Source organism: Bacillus sp. FJAT-27001 (assembly GCF_019039175.1).
GTDB classification, from domain to species: Bacteria; Bacillota; Bacilli; order Bacillales; family Bacillaceae; genus Bacillus; species Bacillus velezensis.
The window spans coordinates 1,006,790-1,027,699 of record NZ_JAHOAA010000002.1; the positions used below are offsets into that span (position 1 = coordinate 1,006,790).

At 44.2% G+C, this 20,910-nt stretch carries 28 protein-coding genes and 1 other RNA gene; 19 read left to right on the forward strand and 10 right to left on the reverse strand.

Annotation, left to right across the window (positions count from 1 at the left end):
• Nucleotides 1–18: 18 nt before the first annotated feature.
• The 3 genes from BGM27_RS10060 to BGM27_RS10070 all read right to left on the reverse strand — a co-directional run bounded on the left by BGM27_RS10060 (nt 19) and on the right by BGM27_RS10070 (nt 4,327).
• Entirely contained in the window at nt 19–864 is an 846-nt protein-coding gene (locus BGM27_RS10060; RefSeq protein WP_007407976.1) for a superoxide dismutase, read from the reverse strand.
• Complete coding sequence (locus tag BGM27_RS10065; protein ID WP_007407977.1) at nt 861–2,744, reverse strand: terpene cyclase/mutase family protein; 1,884 nt, start codon at nt 2,742–2,744, stop codon at nt 861–863. The genes BGM27_RS10060 and BGM27_RS10065 overlap by 4 nt, the downstream gene beginning before the upstream one ends.
• Before the next feature lie 95 nt (nt 2,745–2,839).
• Nucleotides 2,840–4,327, reverse strand: a complete 1,488-nt coding sequence (locus BGM27_RS10070) for an aldehyde dehydrogenase family protein (RefSeq protein ID WP_003153776.1) — start codon at nt 4,325–4,327, stop codon at nt 2,840–2,842.
• 183 nt (nt 4,328–4,510) lie between these two features.
• On the opposite strand from BGM27_RS10070, the gene BGM27_RS10075 reads away from it, so the two are divergent.
• From BGM27_RS10075 to BGM27_RS10085, 3 genes are all read left to right on the forward strand, one after another.
• On the forward strand, nt 4,511–4,714 hold the full coding sequence (locus BGM27_RS10075; RefSeq protein WP_007407979.1) for a DUF6501 family protein: 204 nt from the start codon (nt 4,511–4,513) through the stop codon (nt 4,712–4,714).
• Nucleotides 4,715–4,779: 65 nt separating this feature from the next.
• Nucleotides 4,780–4,920: a DUF4025 domain-containing protein gene (locus BGM27_RS10080; RefSeq protein ID WP_003153781.1), complete on the forward strand. Its 141-nt coding sequence runs from the start codon at nt 4,780–4,782 to the stop codon at nt 4,918–4,920.
• A gap of 293 nt (nt 4,921–5,213) precedes the next feature.
• On the forward strand, nt 5,214–5,558 hold the full coding sequence (locus BGM27_RS10085) for a PH domain-containing protein (protein ID WP_003153783.1): 345 nt from the start codon (nt 5,214–5,216) through the stop codon (nt 5,556–5,558).
• A 44-nt stretch (nt 5,559–5,602) separates the two neighbouring features.
• On the opposite strand, the gene BGM27_RS10090 is transcribed toward BGM27_RS10085, so the two are convergent.
• Both BGM27_RS10090 and BGM27_RS10095 read right to left on the reverse strand, forming a co-directional pair.
• A complete protein-coding gene (locus BGM27_RS10090) occupies nt 5,603–5,836 on the reverse strand; it encodes a hypothetical protein (RefSeq protein WP_003153785.1) in 234 nt (77 codons plus the stop codon).
• Entirely contained in the window at nt 5,833–6,105 is a 273-nt protein-coding gene (locus BGM27_RS10095; RefSeq protein ID WP_003153786.1) for a hypothetical protein, read from the reverse strand. Before BGM27_RS10095 ends, BGM27_RS10090 begins: the two co-directional genes overlap by 4 nt.
• A gap of 70 nt (nt 6,106–6,175) precedes the next feature.
• On the opposite strand from BGM27_RS10095, the gene BGM27_RS10100 reads away from it, so the two are divergent.
• Nucleotides 6,176–6,658, forward strand: coding sequence for an Hsp20/alpha crystallin family protein (locus tag BGM27_RS10100; protein WP_003153787.1), 483 nt, complete (start codon nt 6,176–6,178; stop codon nt 6,656–6,658).
• Here BGM27_RS10100 and BGM27_RS10105 read toward each other — a convergent pair.
• A complete protein-coding gene (locus BGM27_RS10105; RefSeq protein ID WP_012117743.1) occupies nt 6,645–6,878 on the reverse strand; it encodes a hypothetical protein in 234 nt (77 codons plus the stop codon). The genes BGM27_RS10100 and BGM27_RS10105 overlap by 14 nt on opposite strands.
• Before the next feature lie 92 nt (nt 6,879–6,970).
• On the opposite strand from BGM27_RS10105, the gene gerPC reads away from it, so the two are divergent.
• From gerPC to BGM27_RS10140, 7 genes are all read left to right on the forward strand, one after another.
• Nucleotides 6,971–7,351, forward strand: a complete 381-nt coding sequence (gerPC, locus tag BGM27_RS10110; RefSeq protein WP_007407981.1) for a spore germination protein GerPC — start codon at nt 6,971–6,973, stop codon at nt 7,349–7,351.
• An 81-nt stretch (nt 7,352–7,432) separates the two neighbouring features.
• Entirely contained in the window at nt 7,433–7,924 is a 492-nt protein-coding gene (locus BGM27_RS10115; RefSeq protein WP_007407982.1) for a TraR/DksA family transcriptional regulator, read from the forward strand.
• A 144-nt stretch (nt 7,925–8,068) separates the two neighbouring features.
• Nucleotides 8,069–8,695 (forward strand): FMN-dependent NADH-azoreductase, encoded by a 627-nt coding sequence (locus tag BGM27_RS10120; RefSeq protein ID WP_007407983.1) that lies wholly within the window; start codon nt 8,069–8,071, stop codon nt 8,693–8,695.
• A gap of 215 nt (nt 8,696–8,910) precedes the next feature.
• Nucleotides 8,911–9,096: non-coding RNA, 6S RNA (gene ssrS, locus BGM27_RS10125), on the forward strand.
• A 107-nt stretch (nt 9,097–9,203) separates the two neighbouring features.
• The gene (gene recQ, locus BGM27_RS10130) at nt 9,204–10,982 is read left to right on the forward strand and encodes a DNA helicase RecQ (RefSeq protein ID WP_007407984.1); all 1,779 of its coding nucleotides are present in this window, start codon (nt 9,204–9,206) and stop codon (nt 10,980–10,982) included.
• 235 nt (nt 10,983–11,217) lie between these two features.
• Nucleotides 11,218–12,087: a 3D domain-containing protein gene (locus tag BGM27_RS10135; protein WP_007407985.1), complete on the forward strand. Its 870-nt coding sequence runs from the start codon at nt 11,218–11,220 to the stop codon at nt 12,085–12,087.
• Nucleotides 12,088–12,249: 162 nt separating this feature from the next.
• On the forward strand, nt 12,250–12,642 hold the full coding sequence (locus BGM27_RS10140) for a hypothetical protein (protein WP_007407986.1): 393 nt from the start codon (nt 12,250–12,252) through the stop codon (nt 12,640–12,642).
• A 31-nt stretch (nt 12,643–12,673) separates the two neighbouring features.
• Here BGM27_RS10140 and BGM27_RS10145 read toward each other — a convergent pair whose 3' ends face one another.
• Both BGM27_RS10145 and BGM27_RS10150 read right to left on the reverse strand, forming a co-directional pair.
• Nucleotides 12,674–13,651, reverse strand: coding sequence for a S66 family peptidase (locus BGM27_RS10145; protein ID WP_007407987.1), 978 nt, complete (start codon nt 13,649–13,651; stop codon nt 12,674–12,676).
• A gap of 63 nt (nt 13,652–13,714) precedes the next feature.
• Nucleotides 13,715–14,218 (reverse strand): N-acetyltransferase, encoded by a 504-nt coding sequence (locus tag BGM27_RS10150; RefSeq protein WP_014418107.1) that lies wholly within the window; start codon nt 14,216–14,218, stop codon nt 13,715–13,717.
• A gap of 188 nt (nt 14,219–14,406) precedes the next feature.
• Here BGM27_RS10150 and BGM27_RS10155 point away from each other — a divergent pair, with 188 nt between their 5' ends.
• Both BGM27_RS10155 and BGM27_RS10160 read left to right on the forward strand, forming a co-directional pair.
• Nucleotides 14,407–15,192 (forward strand): VLRF1 family aeRF1-type release factor, encoded by a 786-nt coding sequence (locus BGM27_RS10155; protein WP_007407989.1) that lies wholly within the window; start codon nt 14,407–14,409, stop codon nt 15,190–15,192.
• Between the two features lie 144 nt (nt 15,193–15,336).
• On the forward strand, nt 15,337–15,873 hold the full coding sequence (locus BGM27_RS10160) for a DUF420 domain-containing protein (RefSeq protein ID WP_007407990.1): 537 nt from the start codon (nt 15,337–15,339) through the stop codon (nt 15,871–15,873).
• A gap of 64 nt (nt 15,874–15,937) precedes the next feature.
• Here BGM27_RS10160 and BGM27_RS10165 read toward each other — a convergent pair whose 3' ends face one another.
• Nucleotides 15,938–16,603: a lysozyme family protein gene (locus BGM27_RS10165; RefSeq protein WP_003153802.1), complete on the reverse strand. Its 666-nt coding sequence runs from the start codon at nt 16,601–16,603 to the stop codon at nt 15,938–15,940.
• 191 nt (nt 16,604–16,794) lie between these two features.
• Here BGM27_RS10165 and czrA point away from each other — a divergent pair, with 191 nt between their 5' ends.
• Nucleotides 16,795–17,127 (forward strand): Zn(II)-responsive metalloregulatory transcriptional repressor CzrA, encoded by a 333-nt coding sequence (gene czrA / locus BGM27_RS10170; RefSeq protein WP_007407993.1) that lies wholly within the window; start codon nt 16,795–16,797, stop codon nt 17,125–17,127.
• Between the two features lie 30 nt (nt 17,128–17,157).
• Here czrA and BGM27_RS10175 read toward each other — a convergent pair whose 3' ends face one another.
• On the reverse strand, nt 17,158–17,679 hold the full coding sequence (locus BGM27_RS10175; protein ID WP_007407994.1) for a CcdC protein domain-containing protein: 522 nt from the start codon (nt 17,677–17,679) through the stop codon (nt 17,158–17,160).
• Nucleotides 17,680–17,903: 224 nt separating this feature from the next.
• Between BGM27_RS10175 and BGM27_RS10180 the strand changes: the two genes are divergently transcribed.
• From BGM27_RS10180 to BGM27_RS20520, 5 genes are all read left to right on the forward strand, one after another.
• Nucleotides 17,904–18,623, forward strand: a complete 720-nt coding sequence (locus tag BGM27_RS10180; RefSeq protein WP_020954035.1) for an MBL fold metallo-hydrolase — start codon at nt 17,904–17,906, stop codon at nt 18,621–18,623.
• Nucleotides 18,623–19,189 (forward strand): TetR/AcrR family transcriptional regulator, encoded by a 567-nt coding sequence (locus BGM27_RS10185; RefSeq protein ID WP_007407996.1) that lies wholly within the window; start codon nt 18,623–18,625, stop codon nt 19,187–19,189. Before BGM27_RS10180 ends, BGM27_RS10185 begins: the two co-directional genes overlap by 1 nt.
• A 52-nt stretch (nt 19,190–19,241) precedes the next feature.
• On the forward strand, nt 19,242–19,952 hold the full coding sequence (locus BGM27_RS10190; RefSeq protein ID WP_007407997.1) for an AraC family transcriptional regulator: 711 nt from the start codon (nt 19,242–19,244) through the stop codon (nt 19,950–19,952).
• Between the two features lie 68 nt (nt 19,953–20,020).
• The gene (gene csaA / locus BGM27_RS10195) at nt 20,021–20,353 is read left to right on the forward strand and encodes a chaperone CsaA (protein ID WP_007407998.1); all 333 of its coding nucleotides are present in this window, start codon (nt 20,021–20,023) and stop codon (nt 20,351–20,353) included.
• 330 nt (nt 20,354–20,683) lie between these two features.
• Nucleotides 20,684–20,910 (forward strand): T7SS effector LXG polymorphic toxin (locus BGM27_RS20520; RefSeq protein ID WP_254122801.1); only part of this gene is annotated, 227 nt, incomplete at its 3' end.

The window sequence follows — 20,910 nt, forward strand, 5'->3', positions numbered from 1 at the left end:
TTCAAGACGGGGGCTTTTTTAATAAAGCGGCCATATCACGCGGTGCGCTTGCTCGAACCGTTTCTCCGCCTCCCGCCAATCAACGACATTCCACCATTGATCCACGTAAGCCGCTCGGTCGTTTTTATATTGTAAGTAATAAGCGTGTTCCCACACATCCAGCGGAAGCAAAGGAATGACGTCCCACTGGCTGTAGAGCTGATGCTTCTCAGCGGCCAAAATCTCCAGCCGCCCGGCGCGCGGCGCCCAGACTAGGATAGCCCAGCCGACTCCTTCGACTTTTTTCGCCGCTTGAGAAAATTGCTCTTTAAAAGCGGAGTAGCTTCCGAATGACACATCAATCATTTGAAAGAGTGCACCCGTCGGCCGTCTTTTTCCGTTTGGATTCATCGAAAACCAGAAAATACTGTGCAAATAATGGCCCGCGCCGTGAAACGCCAATTGTCGCCCCCAATGTGCCACTAAGTCGTACTGTTTCGTCTGTCTCGCTTTTTTGAGCTCCAGTTCTGCTTTATTCAGACCGTCAACATAGCTCTGATGGTGTTTTGTATGGTGAAGTTTCATAATCTCTCTTGAAATATACGGTTCCAGTGCGGAATAACTGTAAGGCAGTTTAGGGAGGACATGCTTGCCGATCGGCACATAAGCTCTGCGCTCATCCGGCTCTTCGGGTTCAGTAATGTCCCGGTAAAGTGCCGATGCTTGTTCGTACCATTCCGCCTCCGTTAATCCATCATCCTGAAGGGTGTGAAAAATCCGGTCGATTTGTGCCGCGAAGCGATCGAACCGACCTTGCTGAATAACTTGTTCCTTCAAGGTTTCACACCAATTCAGCATTTCGGTTTGATAAGCGTGCCGTTTCATTTTTCTTCCTCCTTTTCACTCATTTTCATAAAAGTGCTGAGCGCAAGCAAAGAAAACACATACGGGTAGCTGTGATACCTGATGTAAAACTGCTTCGGCAGGCCGATTCCGGTCGGATAGCTGAAAGCGGCTCCTTCGTAATGCCGGTTTTCAATAAGAAAAGATATGCCTTTTGTGACGGCTTGATGATGAGTTTTTTCGTATTGCAGCAAAGCTTCGGCCGCCCAAGCCGTCTGTACAAGCGTCCCGTAAGAAAGCGGAACATAGGTTTTCTCTTCTGCGCTTTTACAGGATTCCCCCCAGCTTCCGTCCTCGTTTTGAATGGACTTCAGCCAGCGGATCGCTTTTTTCACGGCCGGGTGGTTTTGGCTCACGCCGCAAGCCTTCATCCCTGTCAGCGCTGCCCATGTGCCGTAAATATAGCAGACCCCCCATCTGCCGTACCACGATCCGTCCTCTTCTTGATGGCGGATCAGCCATTGGACGGCCTTTTCAATCTGAGGGTGATCAGAAGAAAGCCCCGCTTCTCCTAAACAGTGCAGCACCCGCCCGGTTAAGTCGCTTGTTGAGGGATCGATGGCAGCTTCCTCAGCCGATTCCAGCGGCAGCAGGCGGACCAGCGGATGATTGACATTTTTCTCAAAAGCAGAGAAGCCGCCGTCACTGTTTTGCATGGACAAAAGCCAGCTCAGTCCGCGTTCCCATGAGGCGGGATAAAGTTTTCGCGGAATGGCTTTGAGCACTGCGGCTGTGTCATCACAATCAGGATTATTTGTATTGATGTTTGAAAAACCCCATCCTCCCGGTTCAGCATGCGGGTTGTGAACGGCCCAATCAGCGACTTTCGTCTGCTGCCGTTCACGCAGAAACCGGGCGGCGCTGGTTATCATCTGATCGTTATCTGAGATCCCGCTTTTCATAAGCGCATAGTTGAGAAGCGCCGTATCCCAAACGGTCGACGTTGAATTTTCCAGGTACGGTATATCGCCGCAAGACGTGAGCAAAGCTTTCGTGCCGGCAAGTGCTTTTCTGATAACGGGGGAGTGGCGCGATACACCGAGAGCGAGCAGGCCGTACACCATAAAAATAGTGGCGCTCGCATAGCTGTATAATGTGCCGTCTTCTTCAATCCGGTCAAGCATATACGTTTTGGCCGTACGCAGACCGAGCTGGTGAAAAGCGGCAGGAATCTGCAAAAGCCGCTTCCAGTGCGCGAAAAGAGAAGAGAGGTCTCTGTTCTCATCCTGATCGGAACGAAGCCATGTAAACGGATTTTTAGTCATATGCCGATCTAAATGCGCGAGAGACGGAACGTTGGGATTTTTCAGCGAAAATCTTTTGTTAAGCGTCACGGCCATCGGTACAAAATGAATACGGGCGTATGTACTGAACTGGTAAAAATGCAGCGGGAAGGATGGGGGAATGACTAAGAAAGATAATGGCAGATGCAGCGCGGGCCATGGATAAAGGCCGTTTGCCGCAAGCATCCACTTTGTCATGAAGTGTACGTTGCGCAAGCCGCCATTTGAGATGATAAAGCGTTCGGCCTGAATCATATGCGCCTCAGAACGGCTATATAAACCGGAAGCCAGCAAGCCGGCATAGCCCTGTACAGTGGCGGTCACATTTCCTTTCCGGTCATCAGGATAGTTGGCAAAAGTTCCGTCCGGGCGCTGTTTAGCGCGAATGCCTTCTGCAAGCTCAGCGATCAGTTCTTTATCATTGTCTCCAAGAGAAGTGAGGAGGAGGATCAGAAAGGCGTTTGTCAAAATCGGTCCTTCAAAACAAAATGACCATGAGCCGTCCGCATTTTGCGTTTCTCTTAATAGGGAGATGGTTTTCTTTTGGCGGCTTCTGACGTTTTCATGAATTGTGCTCACACTCGCTCAACTCCTTCAGAAGCATATATATTCATATGTAAAAGGCGGCATGACAAAAGAAAGAAACTGCTGACAGGCAGCAGTTTCTTGTTTGATTAATCTTCCAGATTGATCCAGACGCTTTTCACTTCTGTATAATTATTCAGCGCGTAAGAGCCCATTTCCCGCCCGAGGCCGGATTGCTTATAGCCGCCGAAAGGAGATGCCGCATCGAAAACATTGTAGCAGTTGACCCAAACGGTGCCGGCTTGGAGACGGTCAGCAATGTAATGGGCGTTTTTCACATTCTCAGTCCAAAGTCCGGCTGCAAGGCCGTATTCCGAGCGGTTCGCCCGCTCAATGACTTCATCTACCGTATCATACGGAATGGCGGCTAAAACAGGGCCGAAAATTTCTTCTTTTGCGATGGTCATGCTGTCATCCACATCCGCAAATACAGTCGGGGAGACAAAATACCCTTCTTCAAACGGGCAGCTGCCGCCCGCGACAGCTTTGGCTCCTTCCGCTTTTCCTTTTTCAATATATGAAAGCACGCGCTCATGCTGTTCCTGACTGACGAGCGGGCCGATTTGTGTATCTTGGTGAAGGCCGGCGCCTTGCTGAAGCGATTTCGCATATGAAACCATTTCGCTGACGACCTCATCATATTTGTCTTTGTGAATGAAGACACGGGAGCCTGCGCAGCATACCTGCCCCTGATTAAACATGACCCCGTTTAAAGCGCCGGGAATGGCTTTCTTCAAATTGGCGTCAGGCAAAATGATGTTAGGTGACTTTCCGCCAAGCTCCAGTGTCACGCGTTTAATTTTTTTTGCGGCTTTTTCCATGATTTTTTTGCCGATTTCTGTAGAGCCGGTAAAAGCGAGTTTATCGACATCGTCATGGTTGGTCAGCGCTTCCCCGGCCGTCTCGCCGAACCCTGGAACAATATTGATGACGCCGTCAGGGAAGCCCGCCTGATCTATTAATTCCGCTAAATAGAGGGCGGTCAGCGGTGTCTGCTCGGCCGGTTTCAAAACGATTGTGCAGCCTGTGGCAAGGGCGGCGCCCATTTTCCACATCGCCATAAGGAGCGGGAAGTTCCAAGGGATGATCTGCCCCACGACGCCGACAGGCTCATGGCGGGTGTAATTAAAATATGAGCCGGCGACCGGAATCGTTTGTCCGGTTATCTTTGTAGACCATCCGGCATAATAACGCATATGCTCAATTGCAAGCGGGATATCCCCATTCGTCGTTTCATTAATCGGTTTTCCGTTATCAAGTGTTTCAAGCTGCGCGAGTTCCGTTTTGTGCTCTTCCATTAAATCGGCAAGCTTATACATCAGCCTGCTTCTGGAAGCGGCCGGCATAGTGCGCCATTCGCCGTGATCAAAGGCTTTGCGTGCCGCTTTCACTGCACTGTCAATGTCTTCTGTCTGTGCCTCGTAAAGCGTCATCAGCGTTTCTCCGGTTGCCGGATTCGGTGTGACAAATGTTGATCCTGAAGCGCTAGGAACAAATTTTCCGTCAATATAAAGTTTCTTCGTGCCCTGTAAAAATGTTTCCAGCCTTTTTGTGATCTGCATCGTTAAAGAACTCATTCGTAACAAACCTCCCGAAATTTTTTTATGGTCTGTTTTGAGCATCTTGATGTCCGCGCAAAGTAAGCGCATACAGTCATTCTATAATAACAGCCCCGGTAAAATCAATTGATAACCGTTATTGCAATTCACAAGAAAAAACGGCTACAATAAGCTTATCGATTAAGAAAAGGAGTTTTATAAATGATTCATAATAATTGGCAGACAAAAGAAAGCGTCAAAAAGGTCAAATGCGTACATACAGATGCGAAAAAATACATTGTCAAAAATGTGCTGACGCCGGGTAAAGAGTATGAAGTCAAAAATGAAACAGAAGAATTCATTTTTGTTGTAGACAATACAAACAAAGTCGGAGGCTTCTACAAAGAGTATTTTGAAGAAGTTTAAAGCTGAATGAATTCATTTTGCCTGAGCCATACTAAAAAAGACTACATATAAAGGGTGGCTGCAAAATGAAAAAAACAGAGCAAGACAAACAAAATAAAACATCAGATCAGCTTCAGCAAGTGCAACCTGAAGAAGGCACCGACACGACGATGGAACAAATTTCAGATACCTATAAAGAAGGAACAATTGAAGATACGGATCGTTGATGTTTTGTTGAAACCGCGGCATTGGAGAAGCCGCGGTTTTTTATGGCGAAAATAAAAAACTGACTTTTCGAAAAAAATACCGTTTTCTTGAAACCTTTTCTTTCGCTGAACCGTACTACTTCATAACAGCGGCACCTTTCGCGAAGGGCTTTTTTGATGAACGTTCTAAAAATGTAATCTGTTCGTAATGGTTTAAATGCCGTCTATGTCGTATTCTTATATAGGGATAAAGAACTTATTTTTTTATGATTGTAATAAAACAATAGTATAGAAGCAGAAAGTGGGGTTCTTCATTGGGAATTTTTTCTGTCAGCAGATCAACCGACACAAAAAAGCTGGAGGCTTTGCTCGTTGAGGGAGAACGGATCGAAACGATTTATAAACTGCGGGTTGACCAAATATGCTTTACGAATAAACGAGTGATTTTCTTTGATAATAAAATGTTCTCCAAAAAGAAAGTGCGCGTATTTCTTCCATATAAAACAATTGAAAGCTTCGCCATTCAAGAAGCGGGGATGTTTGATCCCGATACCGGGCTTGTATTAATGACAAGGGGAAAAACTTTCGAATTGGAATTTGCAAAAGAAACGGACTTGACTGAGGTTCAAGCCATCTTAACAAAATACTTATGCAGTTAAATATCACATAAAAGCCATCCGAATGCATGCGGATGGCCTTTTTATTATATAATGCTTGTTTTTCCGGAGTTCGAATCAATGAGATCCGGATCAGCAATAGAACTGATGGGGATATAAATCGGCGCCAAATCACCATTTTCTTCACCGAATCCGTAGTTGATCTTATTGGATAAAAAATAATCGATTTGCTGATACGGGCCGATCGTAATGGAAGAACCGCGGTCGACTGCATTTACTTTAAAGCCTCCTACATTTACCAAAACCGGCGAAAACATCATAATGGGCCTCCTTTTCCGGCAGGGATTTTATCGCATGCAGACTCAAAGGTAGATGGAGAATCAATTTGATCCCGGTCATCCACTTTGCCGTTCGTGCCGATGAAGCCGCTTGCATCTCCGAAGTTCTGTCCGTATCCCTGATTCTTTTTATCAGAATTCTGCCATTCCGCCAGTAAATTTTGTCCGACATTCACCGCTGAAGCATTTTCAAAGGAATTAATTTTCAACATGAAAATATTAATATTGATATATGGAGTTGGTTGAACCACAGGCAAACCTCCTTTAATACAGGTGTATGCCGGCTGTTATGACCGTATGCTTAGACAGGGGGCGATAAAAATGGATTTCGATAAGATGAAGCAATGGATGGAAATGGCGCAAAACATGTCCGGCGGCGACTTTTGGAAAAACGTTTTTGATGATGAACAACTGAAATCATTTCAAAACGGCCATTCTCATTTTCCCTTTCAACAGGGAGATGGGCAAATGAGAAGAAATGAGGATGCTTTTCCTCTTATAGATATTGTGGAAACCCATGATGAGCTCCAATTTTTACTGTATCTGCCCGGCTACCGGAAACAAGATGTTCAGCTGCTGTCCTACGGAGAATATATCGTCGTAAAAGGCACGAGAAAATCCTTTTTTAATGAACAGGATTTTAAACAGAAGACCGGAAAATACGGCGATTTTGAAAAAAAACTCGACCTTCCGCATTCCGCTCAGGGAACAAAGGGAATGCAGGCGGTATTCAAAGACGGGATTTTATATATATCGATTGCTAAACATCTGGGGGATGCAAGCCAGATCATTATCGAAGGCTGATCTTGTTTGCTGTGCCATCTATCAGATCTGAATCATCGATACTCATGATAGGGATGACGACAACGGTGCAATCACCGTTTTGTTCACCGTACCCTTCATTTCTTTTATTGGCTGCTGTGTTTCTCACCATAACGGAAGAGCCGGTGTTAAAAGTTGCTCCGCCGCTGATTCCGTTCATTTTTATATACTCAAAATTGATAACGGATGGAAAAAACATCATGATTCGCCTCCTTTTTGTATATCATGTTTATATATTCGCAATGCGGGACGCATAGAACTTTCCAAGAGTGACGGGGAAAGAAGTGATTTTCTTTGAAAAAAATAATGAAAGAGATTTTCAAAAAAGTGTGTGAAGAAGATTTAGACCGGCTTAAGAAAGTGGAACAACAGCTTGATGAGCTTCAGGATAAGTGTCATTTTGAGCCGCAGACGGTTGAAGGGGAAAAAACATATGTCCATATTGAGCACGTCAAAGTGGACAAGGTTGAATACAATATTGATTTTGAAAAGCTGAGTATAGAAGAGCTGAGCGGTATGCTGAATATCGGCGCCACTTACCATACACCGGCGCACAGGCTCAAACAAGCCTGCGCTGAAGAATTTCGGGACAACCCGCAAAATGATGCTGCGAAAGAAAAAAGACAGACAAAGCAGCAGACACCCAATGTCACCATCAGGGGGAGAAAGCATTGACCCCGTTGTTTCAGCCTCCTTTTTCGAGGGTATGTATTAACAGTGCAGCGAAGAATACAGACGAAAAAGGAGATGATGAATATGTCATTATCAAAAGTACAGCAGGACAGCCTTTATCATAAATTAATCGATTTAAAGGAAAGTCTTCAGGGAGAATCAAAAGAAAATCATTCAATGAGTGAAGACACAGGAGAACTGTCGAACGGAGTAGATAACCACTTAGCTGATCACGGAAGCATTTATTTGGACAGGGTCACGAATCAGACGCTGGACGGTGTCGATCAGAATCTTTTAGATGAGGTGAACGCCGCGCTTGAACGAATGGATAAAGGAACATACGGGATTTGCGAGAAAACGGGAAAAGAAATTCCTTATGAAAGACTTGAAGCCGTGCCGTACGCCAGAATGACCGTCGAAGCGCAGCGAGAAACAGAAGGGGATGTGAAAACAGACGCTCCGTCATATGAAAGGAAATTTCACGAGCAGGTGAAAGACCTCTCAAATAAAGAAACCGTTGATCAAAAAAGCTCACAAACTTACGAAATCCTGGATCGCGAGCAGGATTCACAATAATAGCAGCAGGTACATTCATATGTACCTGTTTTTTTATTCCATAAAAAATCTCGGAATCGAAATAAAATCATTGACTTTATATAAAAAAGAAAGTAACATACTATTTGTAAGTAAATATTAAAAGATTACCGGGAGGAATTTAGAATGTCTCAAGTATTATTTGTAAAATCAAGTGACCGTACGGCTGAAGAAGGCGTATCCGTAAAATTATACGAAGCGTTTCTGGCTGCTTATAAAGAAAACAATCCGAATGATGAAGTGATCGAACTTGATCTTCATAAAGAAAACCTTCCTTACCTCGGAAGAGATATGATTAACGGAACATTTAAAGCTTCAAAAGGAATTGAAATGACAGACGAAGAGAAAAAACAAGCGTCAACTGCTGACATTTACTTAAATCAATTTGTCAAAGCTGACAAAGTCGTGTTTGCATTCCCGCTTTGGAACTTCACAGTGCCTGCTGTGCTTCATACTTATGTTGATTACCTGTCTCGTGCAGGAGTTACTTTCACATACACGCCTGAAGGCCCTAAAGGTCTGATGGGAGATAAAAAAGTAGCGCTCTTAAACGCACGCGGCGGCGTATATTCTGAAGGACCGATGGCATCTCTTGAAATGTCATTAAACTTCATGAAAACCGTTCTCGGTTTCTGGGGTGTCCAAGATCTTCACACTGTTGTCGTTGAAGGCCATAATGCTGCACCGGATAACGCTCAAGAGATCATTGAAAAAGGACTGCAAGAAGCGAAAGATCTGGCTGCAAAATTCTAATTTCCATTAACTCTTGCGCCCCTACAGGGTGTGAGAGTTTTTTCTATTATAGAAGAAACTGGCGGCAGCTTTCGATCTGATCTTATATTGATATATTGAAATTTTGTCGAAAAAACAATTTTTATGTAGAATAAAGCATTTTTCACAAAGAAAAAAGGTTTTCTGTAAAAGAATTAACCCTCTTGCCAAAATACGACTGATGGTGTAGGATATAAGAGAAGCTACATTGTTCGTATTGTTAATTAAGTTTTAACCTTTAAGCTGTAATAGGGAGTTTTATATCGAAGCCGGAATGTCATGCCTCCATTGCAGAGGACGACAGGAACGCTTCTGCAAACACCCACTTTGAGGAGTGGTGGTTTAAAACTTTCTTACTTGCGTACGGCATACGTAGCGAAAGCCATTTCCCTTGCGGAGATGGCTTTTTATTTTGAATTGCCATTGAGCAGCGTACTTTATCAGTATGATAAAATGAAAGAATCAAAGACAAAGTGAGGTTTTACAACATATGCTGGAGAAAGCCCAATCCCTTCTGGCGCATTATTTTGGCTACGACAGTCTTCGCGCGGGCCAAAAGCAGGCGATACAATCAGTTGCAGAGGAGAGAAAAAACACGGTCTGCATTATGCCGACAGGGGGCGGAAAATCAATCTGCTATCAGATTCCCGCACTGCTGTTTGAAGGAACCACAATCGTTATTTCCCCTCTTATTTCCTTAATGAAAGATCAAGTCGACGCGCTTGAAGAAGCGGGTATCGCGGCAGCTTATATTAACAGTACCCAGACAAGCCGTGACATTCATGAGCGCCTGACCGGTTTGAAACAAGGGGCTTACCGGCTCTTTTACATCACACCGGAGCGTTTGACTTCTTCTGAATTCATTCACATCCTGCAGAATATTACGGTTCCTCTTGTCGCCATTGACGAAGCTCACTGTATATCGCAATGGGGACATGATTTCAGGCCGAGTTACCGGAATATCGAAATCCTTTTTAATGAATTAAAAGAACCGCCCGTCATCATCGCATTAACGGCGACGGCTACGCCTGAGGTTCATGATGACATCTGCAAACAGCTTCATATTAAGAAAGAACAAACTGTATATACCGGTTTTGCCAGAGAGAATTTAACGTTTAAAGTAGTAAAGGGCGAAAACAAAGACCGGTTTATCGAGCGGTATCTGGAAAAAAATAAACACGAAGCCGGCATTATATATACAGCGACAAGAAAAGAAACCGACCGTTTATATGAGAAATTAAAACGCGGCGGCATCAATGCCGGCCGTTATCACGGCGGATTGGCGGATGATGACAGAAAAGACCAGCAGGAGCGGTTTCTTAACGATCAGATACAAGTGATGGTAGCTACGTCCGCTTTCGGAATGGGAATCGATAAGAGCAACATCAGGTTCGTTTTACACGCGCAGATTCCGAAAGATATGGAGAGCTATTACCAGGAAGCCGGACGGGCCGGGCGCGACGGTCTTAACAGCGAGTGTGTGCTCTTGTTTTCGCCGCAGGATATTATGGTGCAGCGTTTTTTAATAGACCAATCGGCCGCCGGAGAAGAAAAACAAAAGCAGGATCTCAAAAAACTGAGACAGATGGTGGATTACTGTCATACGGAAGATTGCCTGCAGCGGTTTATTCTGAAGTATTTCGGCGAGAATGAGGCGGAAGCTTGCGGAGCATGCGGCAATTGCACTGATACAAGGACCGCCCATGACGTCACAAAAGAAGCGCAGATGGTATTGTCATGTATCATCAGAATGAATGAGCGCTTCGGAAAAACGATGGTGGCGCAGGTGCTTAGCGGGTCAAAAAATAAAAAAGTGCTGGAAAACGGCTTCAGCAGCCTGTCGACTTACGGCATTATGAAGCATCAATCCGCATCGGAAATCAGTGATTTTATCGAATTCCTTATTTCAGATGAATATATCAGAATGGCGGACGGCACATTTCCGACGCTTATGGTCACCCAAAAAGGCAGGGACGTTCTGCTTGGAAAAAGCGCAGTCGCGAGAAAAGAAGCTTTACAGGCCGCCGCCGTTACCGAAAATGATGAATTATTTGAGCTTCTCCGGCGTCTCCGCAAAGAGATTGCAGCTGAACAGGGTGTGCCTCCATTTGTCGTGTTCTCAGATCAGACGTTAAAAGAAATGTCGGCGAAACTTCCGAAAACAGATCAGGATCTTCTTTCCGTAAAAGGGGTCGGGGAACAAAAAAGATTGAAATACGGAGCAGTTTTTTTAGAAGAAATCCGAAATTATGTAAGAGAAACAGAGTGAAAAAAAGTTTTTTTAGAAATTTGCACATTGTGTTTTTCATTCGCGCCGGAAAAATCAGAAGCTTGAAAACCCTTGCTGTATCAGGGTTTCAGCAAGACTTACCAAGCGAGAGAAATGTTTCATGTAAAGGAACTGTAATCTAATTCAAATCGTTTTGTTATTGAACTGACATTTTCATATGTTACGATATCACCTGTTAGCCGCCAATAAAAAGCTAACAAGGGAGGATTTACTTATGAAGAAGACGATTATGTCCTTTGTCGCAGTTGCAGCAATTTCAACAACTGCATTTGGAGCTCACGCTTCTGCTAAAGAAATCACGGTGCAAAAGGGTGACACGCTCTGGGGGATCTCGCAAAAAAACGGAGTGAACCTAAAGGACTTAAAAGAATGGAATCAGTTATCTTCTGATTTAATCATTGAAGGAGAGAAACTGACTATTTCTTCAGTAGAAACAACCACATCTGGGCAGTACACAGTGAAGCAGGGCGACAGCCTCTGGAAAATTGCTCAGAAATTCGGAACATCAGTCGGCAATCTGAAAAGCTTGAATAACTTGCAATCAGATATAATTTACGCAGGCACAACGTTAAATGTGAAAGGTCAGGCTCAGGCTGCACAGCCGGCTCAAGAAGCCAGCCAGCCGCAAACTGAACAAAAACCAGCTGCCGAGACAGAACAGCCGAAACAAGAAGCTGTCAAAAACGAGCAGCCGAAACAAGAACCTGTTCAAGAACAACAACCTAAACAAGAAGCGAAGGCTGTCGAAGCAAAACAGCAGCCTGTTCAATCAAATACAAACCAACAAGAGCCTAAAAAGCAGCTGACAATGACTGCAACTGCTTACTCTGCTAACGACGGCGGCATTTCCGGTGTAACGGCAACCGGTGTTGACTTAAACAAAAACCCTGATGCAAAAGTCATCGCGGTAGACCCTAGTGTCATTCCGCTTGGCTCTAAGGTTTATGTTGAAGGTTACGGAGTGGCAACAGCAGCAGATACAGGCGGCGCAATTAAAGGAAATAAAATTGACGTATTTGTTGCAAAGAAAAGTGACGCTAACAACTGGGGCGTCAGAACAGTAAATGTTAAAGTATTAGACTAGTTTCATATAGAGATGAAGAACACAAGGCGAAATGCTTTGTGTTCTTTTTTTCTTCCCTTTTTTGACTGTATATAATCGTTATATGCGGAAAAAGAAAAAGCGTTTCTCTAATATAATAAGGAATGGATGTGAAAACGGAATCTGAAGGGATGTATGAATCTAATGGAGCCGGAATTTATATGTTTATGGAATGCCTTCACAGAATCACCGGTGTTTCATGCAGGTATATGCACCGCTTTCGCCATTGTGCTCGTTATCGGACTGTCTATGCCTGCTGTCAGGCTGTTTCAGGCGCTTGACAGAGGGAGAGGAAGGCCAGCCGTTATTGAAAAGGTGAGACGTACTGGCGTGATGAAGAATGGCAGGCACGAGCTTGTGCTTATTTTAAACGTAAAAAACCAAGACGGAACGCATGATAAACGTGAACTGACACATGCCGTATATAATGAAGAGATCAGCCGTTTTTATGAAGGAGCTTCCGTATGGGTGACGGCAGCGGCTGGCGGACGAATTATGATCGCTCCGCGCACGCCGCGGCATAAGGCGTCAAAATAAAAAGACGGGGCGGTTTTCCCGGCTTTATGTATTAATGCCGATCGATCCATATCCGTCCGCCTTCTGAGCCGGCTTCTATCCTGCATGTTCCTCCGATCGGGAATGTCATCAAAGGGGAGGTATGGCCGAAATCAGCATTTGCGATAACAGGCATGGATGACAGTTCTTCTTTTGTACGGATGACGGCACGCAGAGCCTCCTCAGACACATTTGAAGCATGCTGGAAACGTCCGATGACAATTCCCTTCACGGCTGAAAAAGCGGGAAGGTGGATGAGTGACTGCAAATCCCGGTCAAACATATGAATGTCCGACATATAATCATCTTCTATAAACAGAATCACTTGCTCCATCTCCGGAAAGTATTCGGTGCCCTGCAGAAGATTCAGCGTGCATAGATTTCCTCCGATCAGTGTTCCTTCCGCATATCCGGGTTGAATAACGAGCGGTCCCGGATTCCGATAAAAACGTCTGTCCTCCTGGTTCAAATACCATTTATCATCACTCCACTCGGATGAAGGCTTTACCTCATACGGGTTGTCAGAAGCACAGCAGGCCAAGAAAGACTTAATCGTATAGTCCAGCCCTTTTTTCATGGCAAATGAAGAAAAATGGGGACCGGAATATGTAATAAGGCCGTTTTTTTGATATATGGCATGGCCGAGAGCGGTAATATCTGAATAGCCGCAAAGGATTTTCGGATGCCGCTTGATGTTTTCATAATCAAGATAGCGAAGCAGCTGATTTGATTGGAACCCGCCGAGTGTCGTCAAAATCGCTTTGATGTCAGGATCAGCGAAAGCTTCGTGCAGATCCTGTACACGCGATTCAATGGATGATGAATCAAATTCATTTATTTCTTTCGCATGCACTGAAAAAGAGACACAAAAGCCCAGCTCCTCCAATTTTGTCTTCGCGGCATTTATATTTTCATCTGACATAACGGACATGCTTGTGGCCGGAGACACAATACGAATGCCGTCACCTTTTTTCAATTTTTCCGGATACAAAAAAACCCTCCTTAAATGGTTTAATCTATTACACCATATTAACGAGGGTTTATCTATCATTTTTTACAGGTCGACCCATTTAATGCCGCCTGATTGCGTATCATTGTCAATCCAGACATCAAAGTGATGCTTTTCATAAAAATGAACGAGTCTGTCGACATGATCCCAATCACGCTTAGCGATGTCGCCTGTCACTTTCGGGATATTCTGCTCTCTGGCGATATGTTTTAAAAATTTCATGCAGATCGAGCCGTAGCCATGGTTCGGCGGGCCTTTAATGTCCCCGATATGAATGGCATTGTCATAATAAGAGGCGATCAGTGAAAAACAGCCTCTTCCCCTGTAGGCTGATTCACAATCAGTCAGCATAATCTTACATGTTTGGCCATCATCAATCGAGGAAACAATGATCCAATCGTCATTGTTCGATTGATCAATACCAAGCACTCGCGCGTCTTTTGATACATCTATCAGATTTTCCCGCATTCTGAAAATCTGAAATTCAAGTTTATGAAGCTCTTTTTCCAGCTCTTTCTGATCTCTTTCTTCTGCAGTAAACAAAATCATACTCCTTTCACAGCGTAAAAGTCTTAGTTAAACACAAGTATCCATTGTAGTAAATGATGTCTTGGTTTGTAAATGGGTTTTGCAAAAACTTTTTTAGAAAAGTCTGCCGTTTATATGTGGATTGACGTTTTTAAGGCGGTGCGGATAGGGAAAGGAACAGTGAGCAGCGGAAAAAGGAGGAATCTATAATGGCAATTGACTCACTCATCGGCAAATTGAAGTACGTAATGACGGAATCTCCTGATAAAATGCTTTCCTTATATGTAAATACGGATATGAGAAATCCGGATCAGCAGGGGGGAGAGTGGAAAATCGCCTTGAAAACCGGTTTTCGGAGATTAAAAGAGTATCTGTCTGCCAGTGATCCGGAAGAAGAAAAATCTCTCGTCCGCATCATGGAACGTGTCTATCAATATATCGATGAGCTTGGTAAAGAGATGCCGCGAAGTCTCGTATTTTTTGCGTCGGGAGAAGGCGGTATTTGGGAGACGATTGAATTGCAGGTGCCTGTTGAAACACGATTTTATTGGGAAGAGACGGCTGTCCTTGATCAATTAGAACTTCTTCGTGAACAATTTCCGAGCACGGCTTTTATTCTCACCCAGCAGAATGAAGTGAAGATCATAGAAACCGTACTCGGAAAAATTGAAGGAGTGGAGCATTATCATTACGACGTCATCAATGAATCGTGGAAACCGCAGGATGTAAGCGGAAGCCTCTCCGCGTCGATGGACGAAGACGCTGCCAAAGCCCACGTCGAAGAAAACCAAAACAGGCTGTATAAACGATTGGCTTCAAACCTTGATCAAAAGGCCGCTTCACACCAATGGGAGCGTCTCGTAATCGCAGGGGACAAAGAAACAGCCGATATTCTCGATCAGCACATGAATAAACCGATTGATCGGATCATTCCAAAAAATCTGTTGAATGAAAACGAACATAAGGTGATAGAAGAACTGTTGAAGGAAGCATGATATGACGAAAGGCCGGGTCTCAAACACCCGGTCTTTTTAGGGCTTAAGTTTGTCTAATTTCTGACGAAGCGGGCGAAACCGTTGACATCAAAGCTGAATTCTCATACCATTTGGATAGTCAGTAAAATTGAGAGAGGTCATAAGATGAATCAGACAGAAAACAAACCTAAAAGTTATACCGGTATCGTGCTGACATTGACCGTTCTGATCAACGGGTTAATTGCGGTGCTGTTTTTTATGCCGAAATCGGGACAGGTCAGCATTGCCAATATTCATATTCTGCCGATGTTAAATGCCATTTTTAACAGCTTTACTTTTATCTTTTTGCTGGCAGCGCTCTTTATGATTAAGCAAAAAAATATTCAAGCGCATAAACGCTTTATTTTGGCGGCGTTTACGACGACTCTGCTGTTTTTGATCTGCTATGTCGTATACCACTCTGTGGCTGAAAATACTTTATTCGGCGGCCACGGCATCATTCGGGGGATTTATTTCTTTATTTTAATTACGCACATCTGTCTTTCCGCCGTTATCGTGCCGCTTGCGCTGTTTACGCTGATCAGAGGATTCAGCATGCAAGTGGAGCGCCACAAAAAAATCGCGAGATGGACGATGCCGCTCTGGCTGTATGTCAGTCTGACGGGTGTCATTGTATACTTAATGATCTCACCGTATTATTAAAAAAAGCCGTGCTCTGCGCGGCTTTTTTCTATTGATTGAAAAAGGCGCCTCATCAGGGCGCCTTTTACTCTTCAAGCGTTTCAAGTGTTGTTACATTTAAGGATTGTTCAACGGTTTTTGTTTTTGCTTTTACTTTTTCTGCGTACGTGTAATCACCATAGCAGTAGGGATAACGGAAATTGTCTTTGTTCCCTCCGCAAGTGTAAAGTTTCGGATTCTTTTTGACCTGCTGCTCGGAGTATTGTTTTGCCAGTTCCTCAGTATGCGATCCTCCATGTTCAGCCACAAAATCAATATAGCCGGCTCCCATGTTGTAGCTTTGTATAATCGTATCCAAGTCTACGCCTTTTTTCTTGCCTGTTTGGTACATGAGAGTGAATTGTTTGATTCCCTGTTTGATACTGGTTTGAGGGTTTTTAATCTCATTTCGCTTTAAACCCAGAGATTCTGAAGACTGCATGGGATCATTTCCTCTTCCTTTTGACTCCTGATATATCATGCCGAGTACAAGCGATGTATATTTGGTGAGTCCTTTTTCATCCAGCTCGTCTTCAACAAGCGGTTTGTAATCTGTCAGCCGTTCAAGAACGATCGGCTTGACATCAAACGGAAGACTTTTGAGCCATTCATTATTTGAAAATAACAGAATGAGGAAGAAGGAAACCATGACAAAAACACATATCATCATAAGACCCGCGGCAGCGAAACAGCCTTTTTTCTTTTTCTCCACTGTGTTTCACCCTCAATTTCAGGAGCATTATGACTTTTTCATTATGACACAGATGAATGCGCGAAACCAAGCGGAAACCCGTATTTGAAACATAAATTTAAAATAACGGTTCTTTTGTCAGGCGCAGGATGTATCTGCATCAATTGACATTTGGTATAATTGGGCTACTTGAGAAAAGAAGGGTGAGGTATATGACTGAATTTCACGAATCCGGAAACACAAATGACCCCGCTGTCGATTTAGATGAGGAAACTTTATTTTTGGTTGCCCAGACTTTTAAGGCGCTGTCTGATCCGACCAGAATCAGAATTCTCCATTTGCTGTCACAGGGTGAGCACGCGGTAAATGATATCGCAGAAAAGCTGAATTTGCTGCAGTCTACCGTTTCTCATCAGCTGCGTTTTCTTAAAAATCTGCGCCTCGTCAAATCACGCAGAGAAGGAACATCCATCTATTATTCTCCTGAGGATGAACATGTGTTAGATGTGCTTCAGCAAATGATTCACCATACGCGGCACGATTAAAAAAACATCCCTGCTTTTGAGACAGGGATGTCAGCCGTACTGACTGTTATTGGTTTGGTCTCTGCTCGTTTTTAAAACATAAAAAGAGAAGCCGCTGTAATACACTGCGATGAAATAAAAGATACTGATGGTCAGCGGATCGGCCCCGACCGTTTGGCTGTATGCCTCCGGATGGGTAAAGTCCGCTGTGACCCGGTAAATTTCAATAACGCGATAAACAAATCTCGATAGGAATAACGTTAATAGAATAAGTTCAATCCACAGGTGAGTGCGAAAATACATTTTTCCGCGGCGTTCTTCAAATGAAATGTTCCGTTTGGCAAACAGGACCAGAAGCCAGCCGCAAAAAGTGCCGAATATAAGATGGCCGTATAAAGCCGGGTGTGTGATGCTGAAAAACGCCAGAGCTGCGGCCAGCAATGAAAACAAAATCATTCTTGTATAAAGCCAGCGGGGTTTCAAAGGCTGAAAGCCGACGGACCGTTTCACCTTTTTATACAGAAAAAAGGCAATCATTAAGACAGGGCAGATGCTTTGAAGTGTGATATGCATGGTGTGGAACTCCCCCTCCGTTGAGTAGTGTATGCTTATCCGGCTGGTTTTAGTAGTCTGATTTATTCGCAGGCTGAAAGCATCTTTTATCACAGTATGCGCGTTTCTTTTTTTTGCATAAGAGAAGCGCCCGCGCCTTTTTCAGGATTTAAACAGAAAACTCTTGATAAACTAACGGTATTAGTTATAATAAAACTAATGATATTAGTTTTAGGAGGATGTTCATGAGAATCTTACAATACGGAACCGTTTGGCAGCTGACTTTTTTTCCCGCGCTCTTCCCGGTGAATTGTTATTTGGTTGAAGAAGAAGAAGGAGTAACCCTGATTGACGCCGGACTGCCTAACAGTCATAAAGGAATCAAACAAGCATTGCGGCAGCTTGGGAAGCCGCTGAATGACATATTACTCACCCACGCGCACGGGGATCACATCGGTTCGCTTGACTCATTAGCTGCGGAATTTCCGGATGCTTCCGTCTGTATTTCTGAGCGGGATTCTTTCTTGCTGAAAGGTGACACTTCATTATTTGAGCATGAAGCACAAACGCCGATAAAGGGGGGAGTGCCGAAAAATGTTCGAACCGAACCTGATCGCCTGCTGAAAGGCGGCGAGCGGATCGGATCTTTACTTGTCATTCCCGCTCCCGGTCATACGCCGGGAAGCCTCGCTTTTAAAGATATGAGAAATGATATGCTGATCGTCGGAGATGCCTTTCAAGTACGGGGCGGCCTTGCTGTTTCTGGGAAGCTGAAATGGAAATTTCCGTTTCCGGCTTTTGCTACGTGGAATAAAGAAGAAGCTGTAAAAACAGCAAGAACACTTATCGCTCATCAACCAAGCAGTCTGGCCGCCGGACATGGAAATGTTCTCTGCAATCCCGTTGAAATGATGGCTGAGGCTGTTGAGGAAGCCGAACGAAGCCTGCCTGGTGGCCGATCATAATGTCACCGAGAGTCGGAATGAGCCTTGACATGATATTGAGAGCTGCAGCAGGCATCGCTGACGAAAAAGGGCTAAACGAAGTGACGCTTGCGGCTGTTGCAAAGTCCTTAAACGTAAAACCGCCTTCCCTTTACAATTTTGTCAATGGCCTTCAAGGAATTAAAGCAGAGCTGGCTGTCTCCGGTTTAACTATGTTATATGAAAATATGGCGGCCTCTGCAGAAGGACTGACGGGCGAAACGGCTTTGCTTGCTCTCGCCGATGCCTATATCAATTTCGCCGAAGCCAATCCCGGATTATATGACGCAACATTTCAAAAGATAAAAGATGGCCGGATTGAGAATCTGTCAAGCCTGCTTGTAGAGCTTGTTGTCAGGCAGCTGACAGCTAACGGATATGCACAGTCTGACACTGCGATTCATGCTGCGAGAGGACTGAGGAGCCTTCTTCACGGATTTGCCGTGTTGAGAAAACAGAGTGCATTTGAATTAACCGAATCAATTAAGGAAAGCCGGGAGTTTGCAGTTGTTGCTTTTCTAAGAGGTTTGCAGGAGAGGGAACAATAATATTATTATGTAAACTAAATAAAAAGACGCATCATGTAAAAAGGAGGGACAAATGGATTCATTACAACATATCATTTGTGAGCGGCGCACCTATTCACATATTTTTGATTCTCATGCACACACATACTGCCAAATGCTCTTTCCGCTCGAAGGACAGCTGGACCTGGAGACAGAAAGACGTAAAATCAGATTAAAACCTGATCAAATGCTGTATATTCCGCCCGGGCATGAACATCGGTTCCGTTCTTTGGAGCGAAATGAATGTCTCGTTCTCGACATACCGGCATATTTTTTCAAAGGTTCATTTGCCCCCGGCGTTCTGAATAAGCTTGATCCTTTTTGGACTTCGATTCGGTTTCTGCTGACAGAAGAGACAAAGCAGCAGTCGGCTCATTCATTGAGTCTGCTTGCAGAATATATTGCTGAAAAGATACAAGAAAACCGTACAAATGATTCAATTGCGTATATCCGCCGAAATCTCTCAAAGACTTTTACAATTAAAGAGCTTGCCGCAATGGAACATTACCACCCGGCGTATTATTCCGACTGGTTTAAAAAGCAGACGGGGAAAAGCCCGCAAGCTTATATTGCTGAGCTCCGTATGAAGAAAGCGGAACAAATGCTTATTGAAACAAAATGCCGGCTGACAGACATCAGTCAGGAGGTCGGCTTTCAAAATTTGTCTTCCTTTACCAGATGGTTTGTCAGACATAAGGGAATAACGCCGCGCGTCTTCCGAAACACCTTTCAATCTGATAAATAATCCTGAAAATCGGTTAAATAAACTGCTTCTTTTTTTGGTATCATGATTGTAAAAAAGGAGTTTTTGATATGGCAGTCATCGAAGATTTTATCAAGCTTGATCTTAGAATAGGAACGGTCGTAAAAGCGGAAGTATTCCCGGAAGCAAAGGTGCCGGCCATTAAGATGACAATAGATTTCGGCGAAGAGATCGGCATGAAACAATCAAGCGCCCAGATTACAAAACGGTACGAACCGGGTGATCTGATGGGCAGACAGGTTACAGCTATTGTCAACTTTCCGCCGCGGCGGATCGCCGGATTTAAGTCAGAAGTTCTCGTTCTCGGTGGCATCCCGGAAAAAGGAGACGTTGTCCTGCTTACGCCAGAGCAGACAGTACCGAACGGAACGAAAATCGGATAATAAAAAAAGACGTTTGCAGAAGCAAACGTCTTTTGCGTATTGAGGCGATACACCACACGCCACATTCGTGTGTGCCGCAAGGGCATGTGCATCGGCTTACACAATTCAGCTCATCGCTATATCAATATAGCATGCCGGGTGTGGAAATGCAAGAGATTTTTTAATATATGTTATATCTGGCTTTGTTTTACCGATCCCAGATTCCTTCGTGTAAGGTTTCATTTGAAATTTTATGATCTTGAATAAAGCAGTTCGACAAATGCAAGAGATTCATCTAATCTTATATCCTATGGTAAAATTTAGACAGAAAGAAGCAGAAAGGAGCCGTAAATGAAAGTATTTGAAGCAGCCTCGTTCATTTCAGCCGCAGAAAAGCGGGCAAAACAATACGATCAGATTAGAGAACAATTTATCAATCTCAGAAAAGCGTTTCAGGGAATGGCTGACTTAGACGACAGTGAGTTTTCAGGCAAAGGCGCAGACAACATCAAAGCATTCTTTCAAGATCACGCCGGTGTCACAGACAGCTGGCTTGATCTGATCGATATGAAGATTGC

Coding starts and splice junctions, on each gene's coding strand:
- BGM27_RS10060 (WP_007407976.1), bottom strand. CDS start 864: ATGAAACGGCACGCTTATCAAACCGAAATGCTGAATTGGTGTGAAACC.
- BGM27_RS10070 (WP_003153776.1), bottom strand. CDS start 4,327: ATGAGTTCTTTAACGATGCAGATCACAAAAAGGCTGGAAACATTTTTA.
- BGM27_RS10075 (WP_007407979.1), top strand. CDS start 4,511: ATGATTCATAATAATTGGCAGACAAAAGAAAGCGTCAAAAAGGTCAAA.
- BGM27_RS10080 (WP_003153781.1), top strand. CDS start 4,780: ATGAAAAAAACAGAGCAAGACAAACAAAATAAAACATCAGATCAGCTT.
- BGM27_RS10090 (WP_003153785.1), bottom strand. CDS start 5,836: ATGATGTTTTCGCCGGTTTTGGTAAATGTAGGAGGCTTTAAAGTAAAT.
- BGM27_RS10100 (WP_003153787.1), top strand. CDS start 6,176: ATGGATTTCGATAAGATGAAGCAATGGATGGAAATGGCGCAAAACATG.
- BGM27_RS10105 (WP_012117743.1), bottom strand. CDS start 6,878: ATGATGTTTTTTCCATCCGTTATCAATTTTGAGTATATAAAAATGAAC.
- BGM27_RS10115 (WP_007407982.1), top strand. CDS start 7,433: ATGTCATTATCAAAAGTACAGCAGGACAGCCTTTATCATAAATTAATC.
- BGM27_RS10120 (WP_007407983.1), top strand. CDS start 8,069: ATGTCTCAAGTATTATTTGTAAAATCAAGTGACCGTACGGCTGAAGAA.
- recQ (WP_007407984.1), top strand. CDS start 9,204: ATGCTGGAGAAAGCCCAATCCCTTCTGGCGCATTATTTTGGCTACGAC.
- BGM27_RS10135 (WP_007407985.1), top strand. CDS start 11,218: ATGAAGAAGACGATTATGTCCTTTGTCGCAGTTGCAGCAATTTCAACA.
- BGM27_RS10140 (WP_007407986.1), top strand. CDS start 12,250: ATGGAGCCGGAATTTATATGTTTATGGAATGCCTTCACAGAATCACCG.
- BGM27_RS10150 (WP_014418107.1), bottom strand. CDS start 14,218: ATGATTTTGTTTACTGCAGAAGAAAGAGATCAGAAAGAGCTGGAAAAA.
- BGM27_RS10155 (WP_007407989.1), top strand. CDS start 14,407: ATGGCAATTGACTCACTCATCGGCAAATTGAAGTACGTAATGACGGAA.
- BGM27_RS10160 (WP_007407990.1), top strand. CDS start 15,337: ATGAATCAGACAGAAAACAAACCTAAAAGTTATACCGGTATCGTGCTG.
- czrA (WP_007407993.1), top strand. CDS start 16,795: ATGACTGAATTTCACGAATCCGGAAACACAAATGACCCCGCTGTCGAT.
- BGM27_RS10175 (WP_007407994.1), bottom strand. CDS start 17,679: ATGCATATCACACTTCAAAGCATCTGCCCTGTCTTAATGATTGCCTTT.
- BGM27_RS10180 (WP_020954035.1), top strand. CDS start 17,904: ATGAGAATCTTACAATACGGAACCGTTTGGCAGCTGACTTTTTTTCCC.
- BGM27_RS10185 (WP_007407996.1), top strand. CDS start 18,623: ATGTCACCGAGAGTCGGAATGAGCCTTGACATGATATTGAGAGCTGCA.
- BGM27_RS10190 (WP_007407997.1), top strand. CDS start 19,242: ATGGATTCATTACAACATATCATTTGTGAGCGGCGCACCTATTCACAT.
- csaA (WP_007407998.1), top strand. CDS start 20,021: ATGGCAGTCATCGAAGATTTTATCAAGCTTGATCTTAGAATAGGAACG.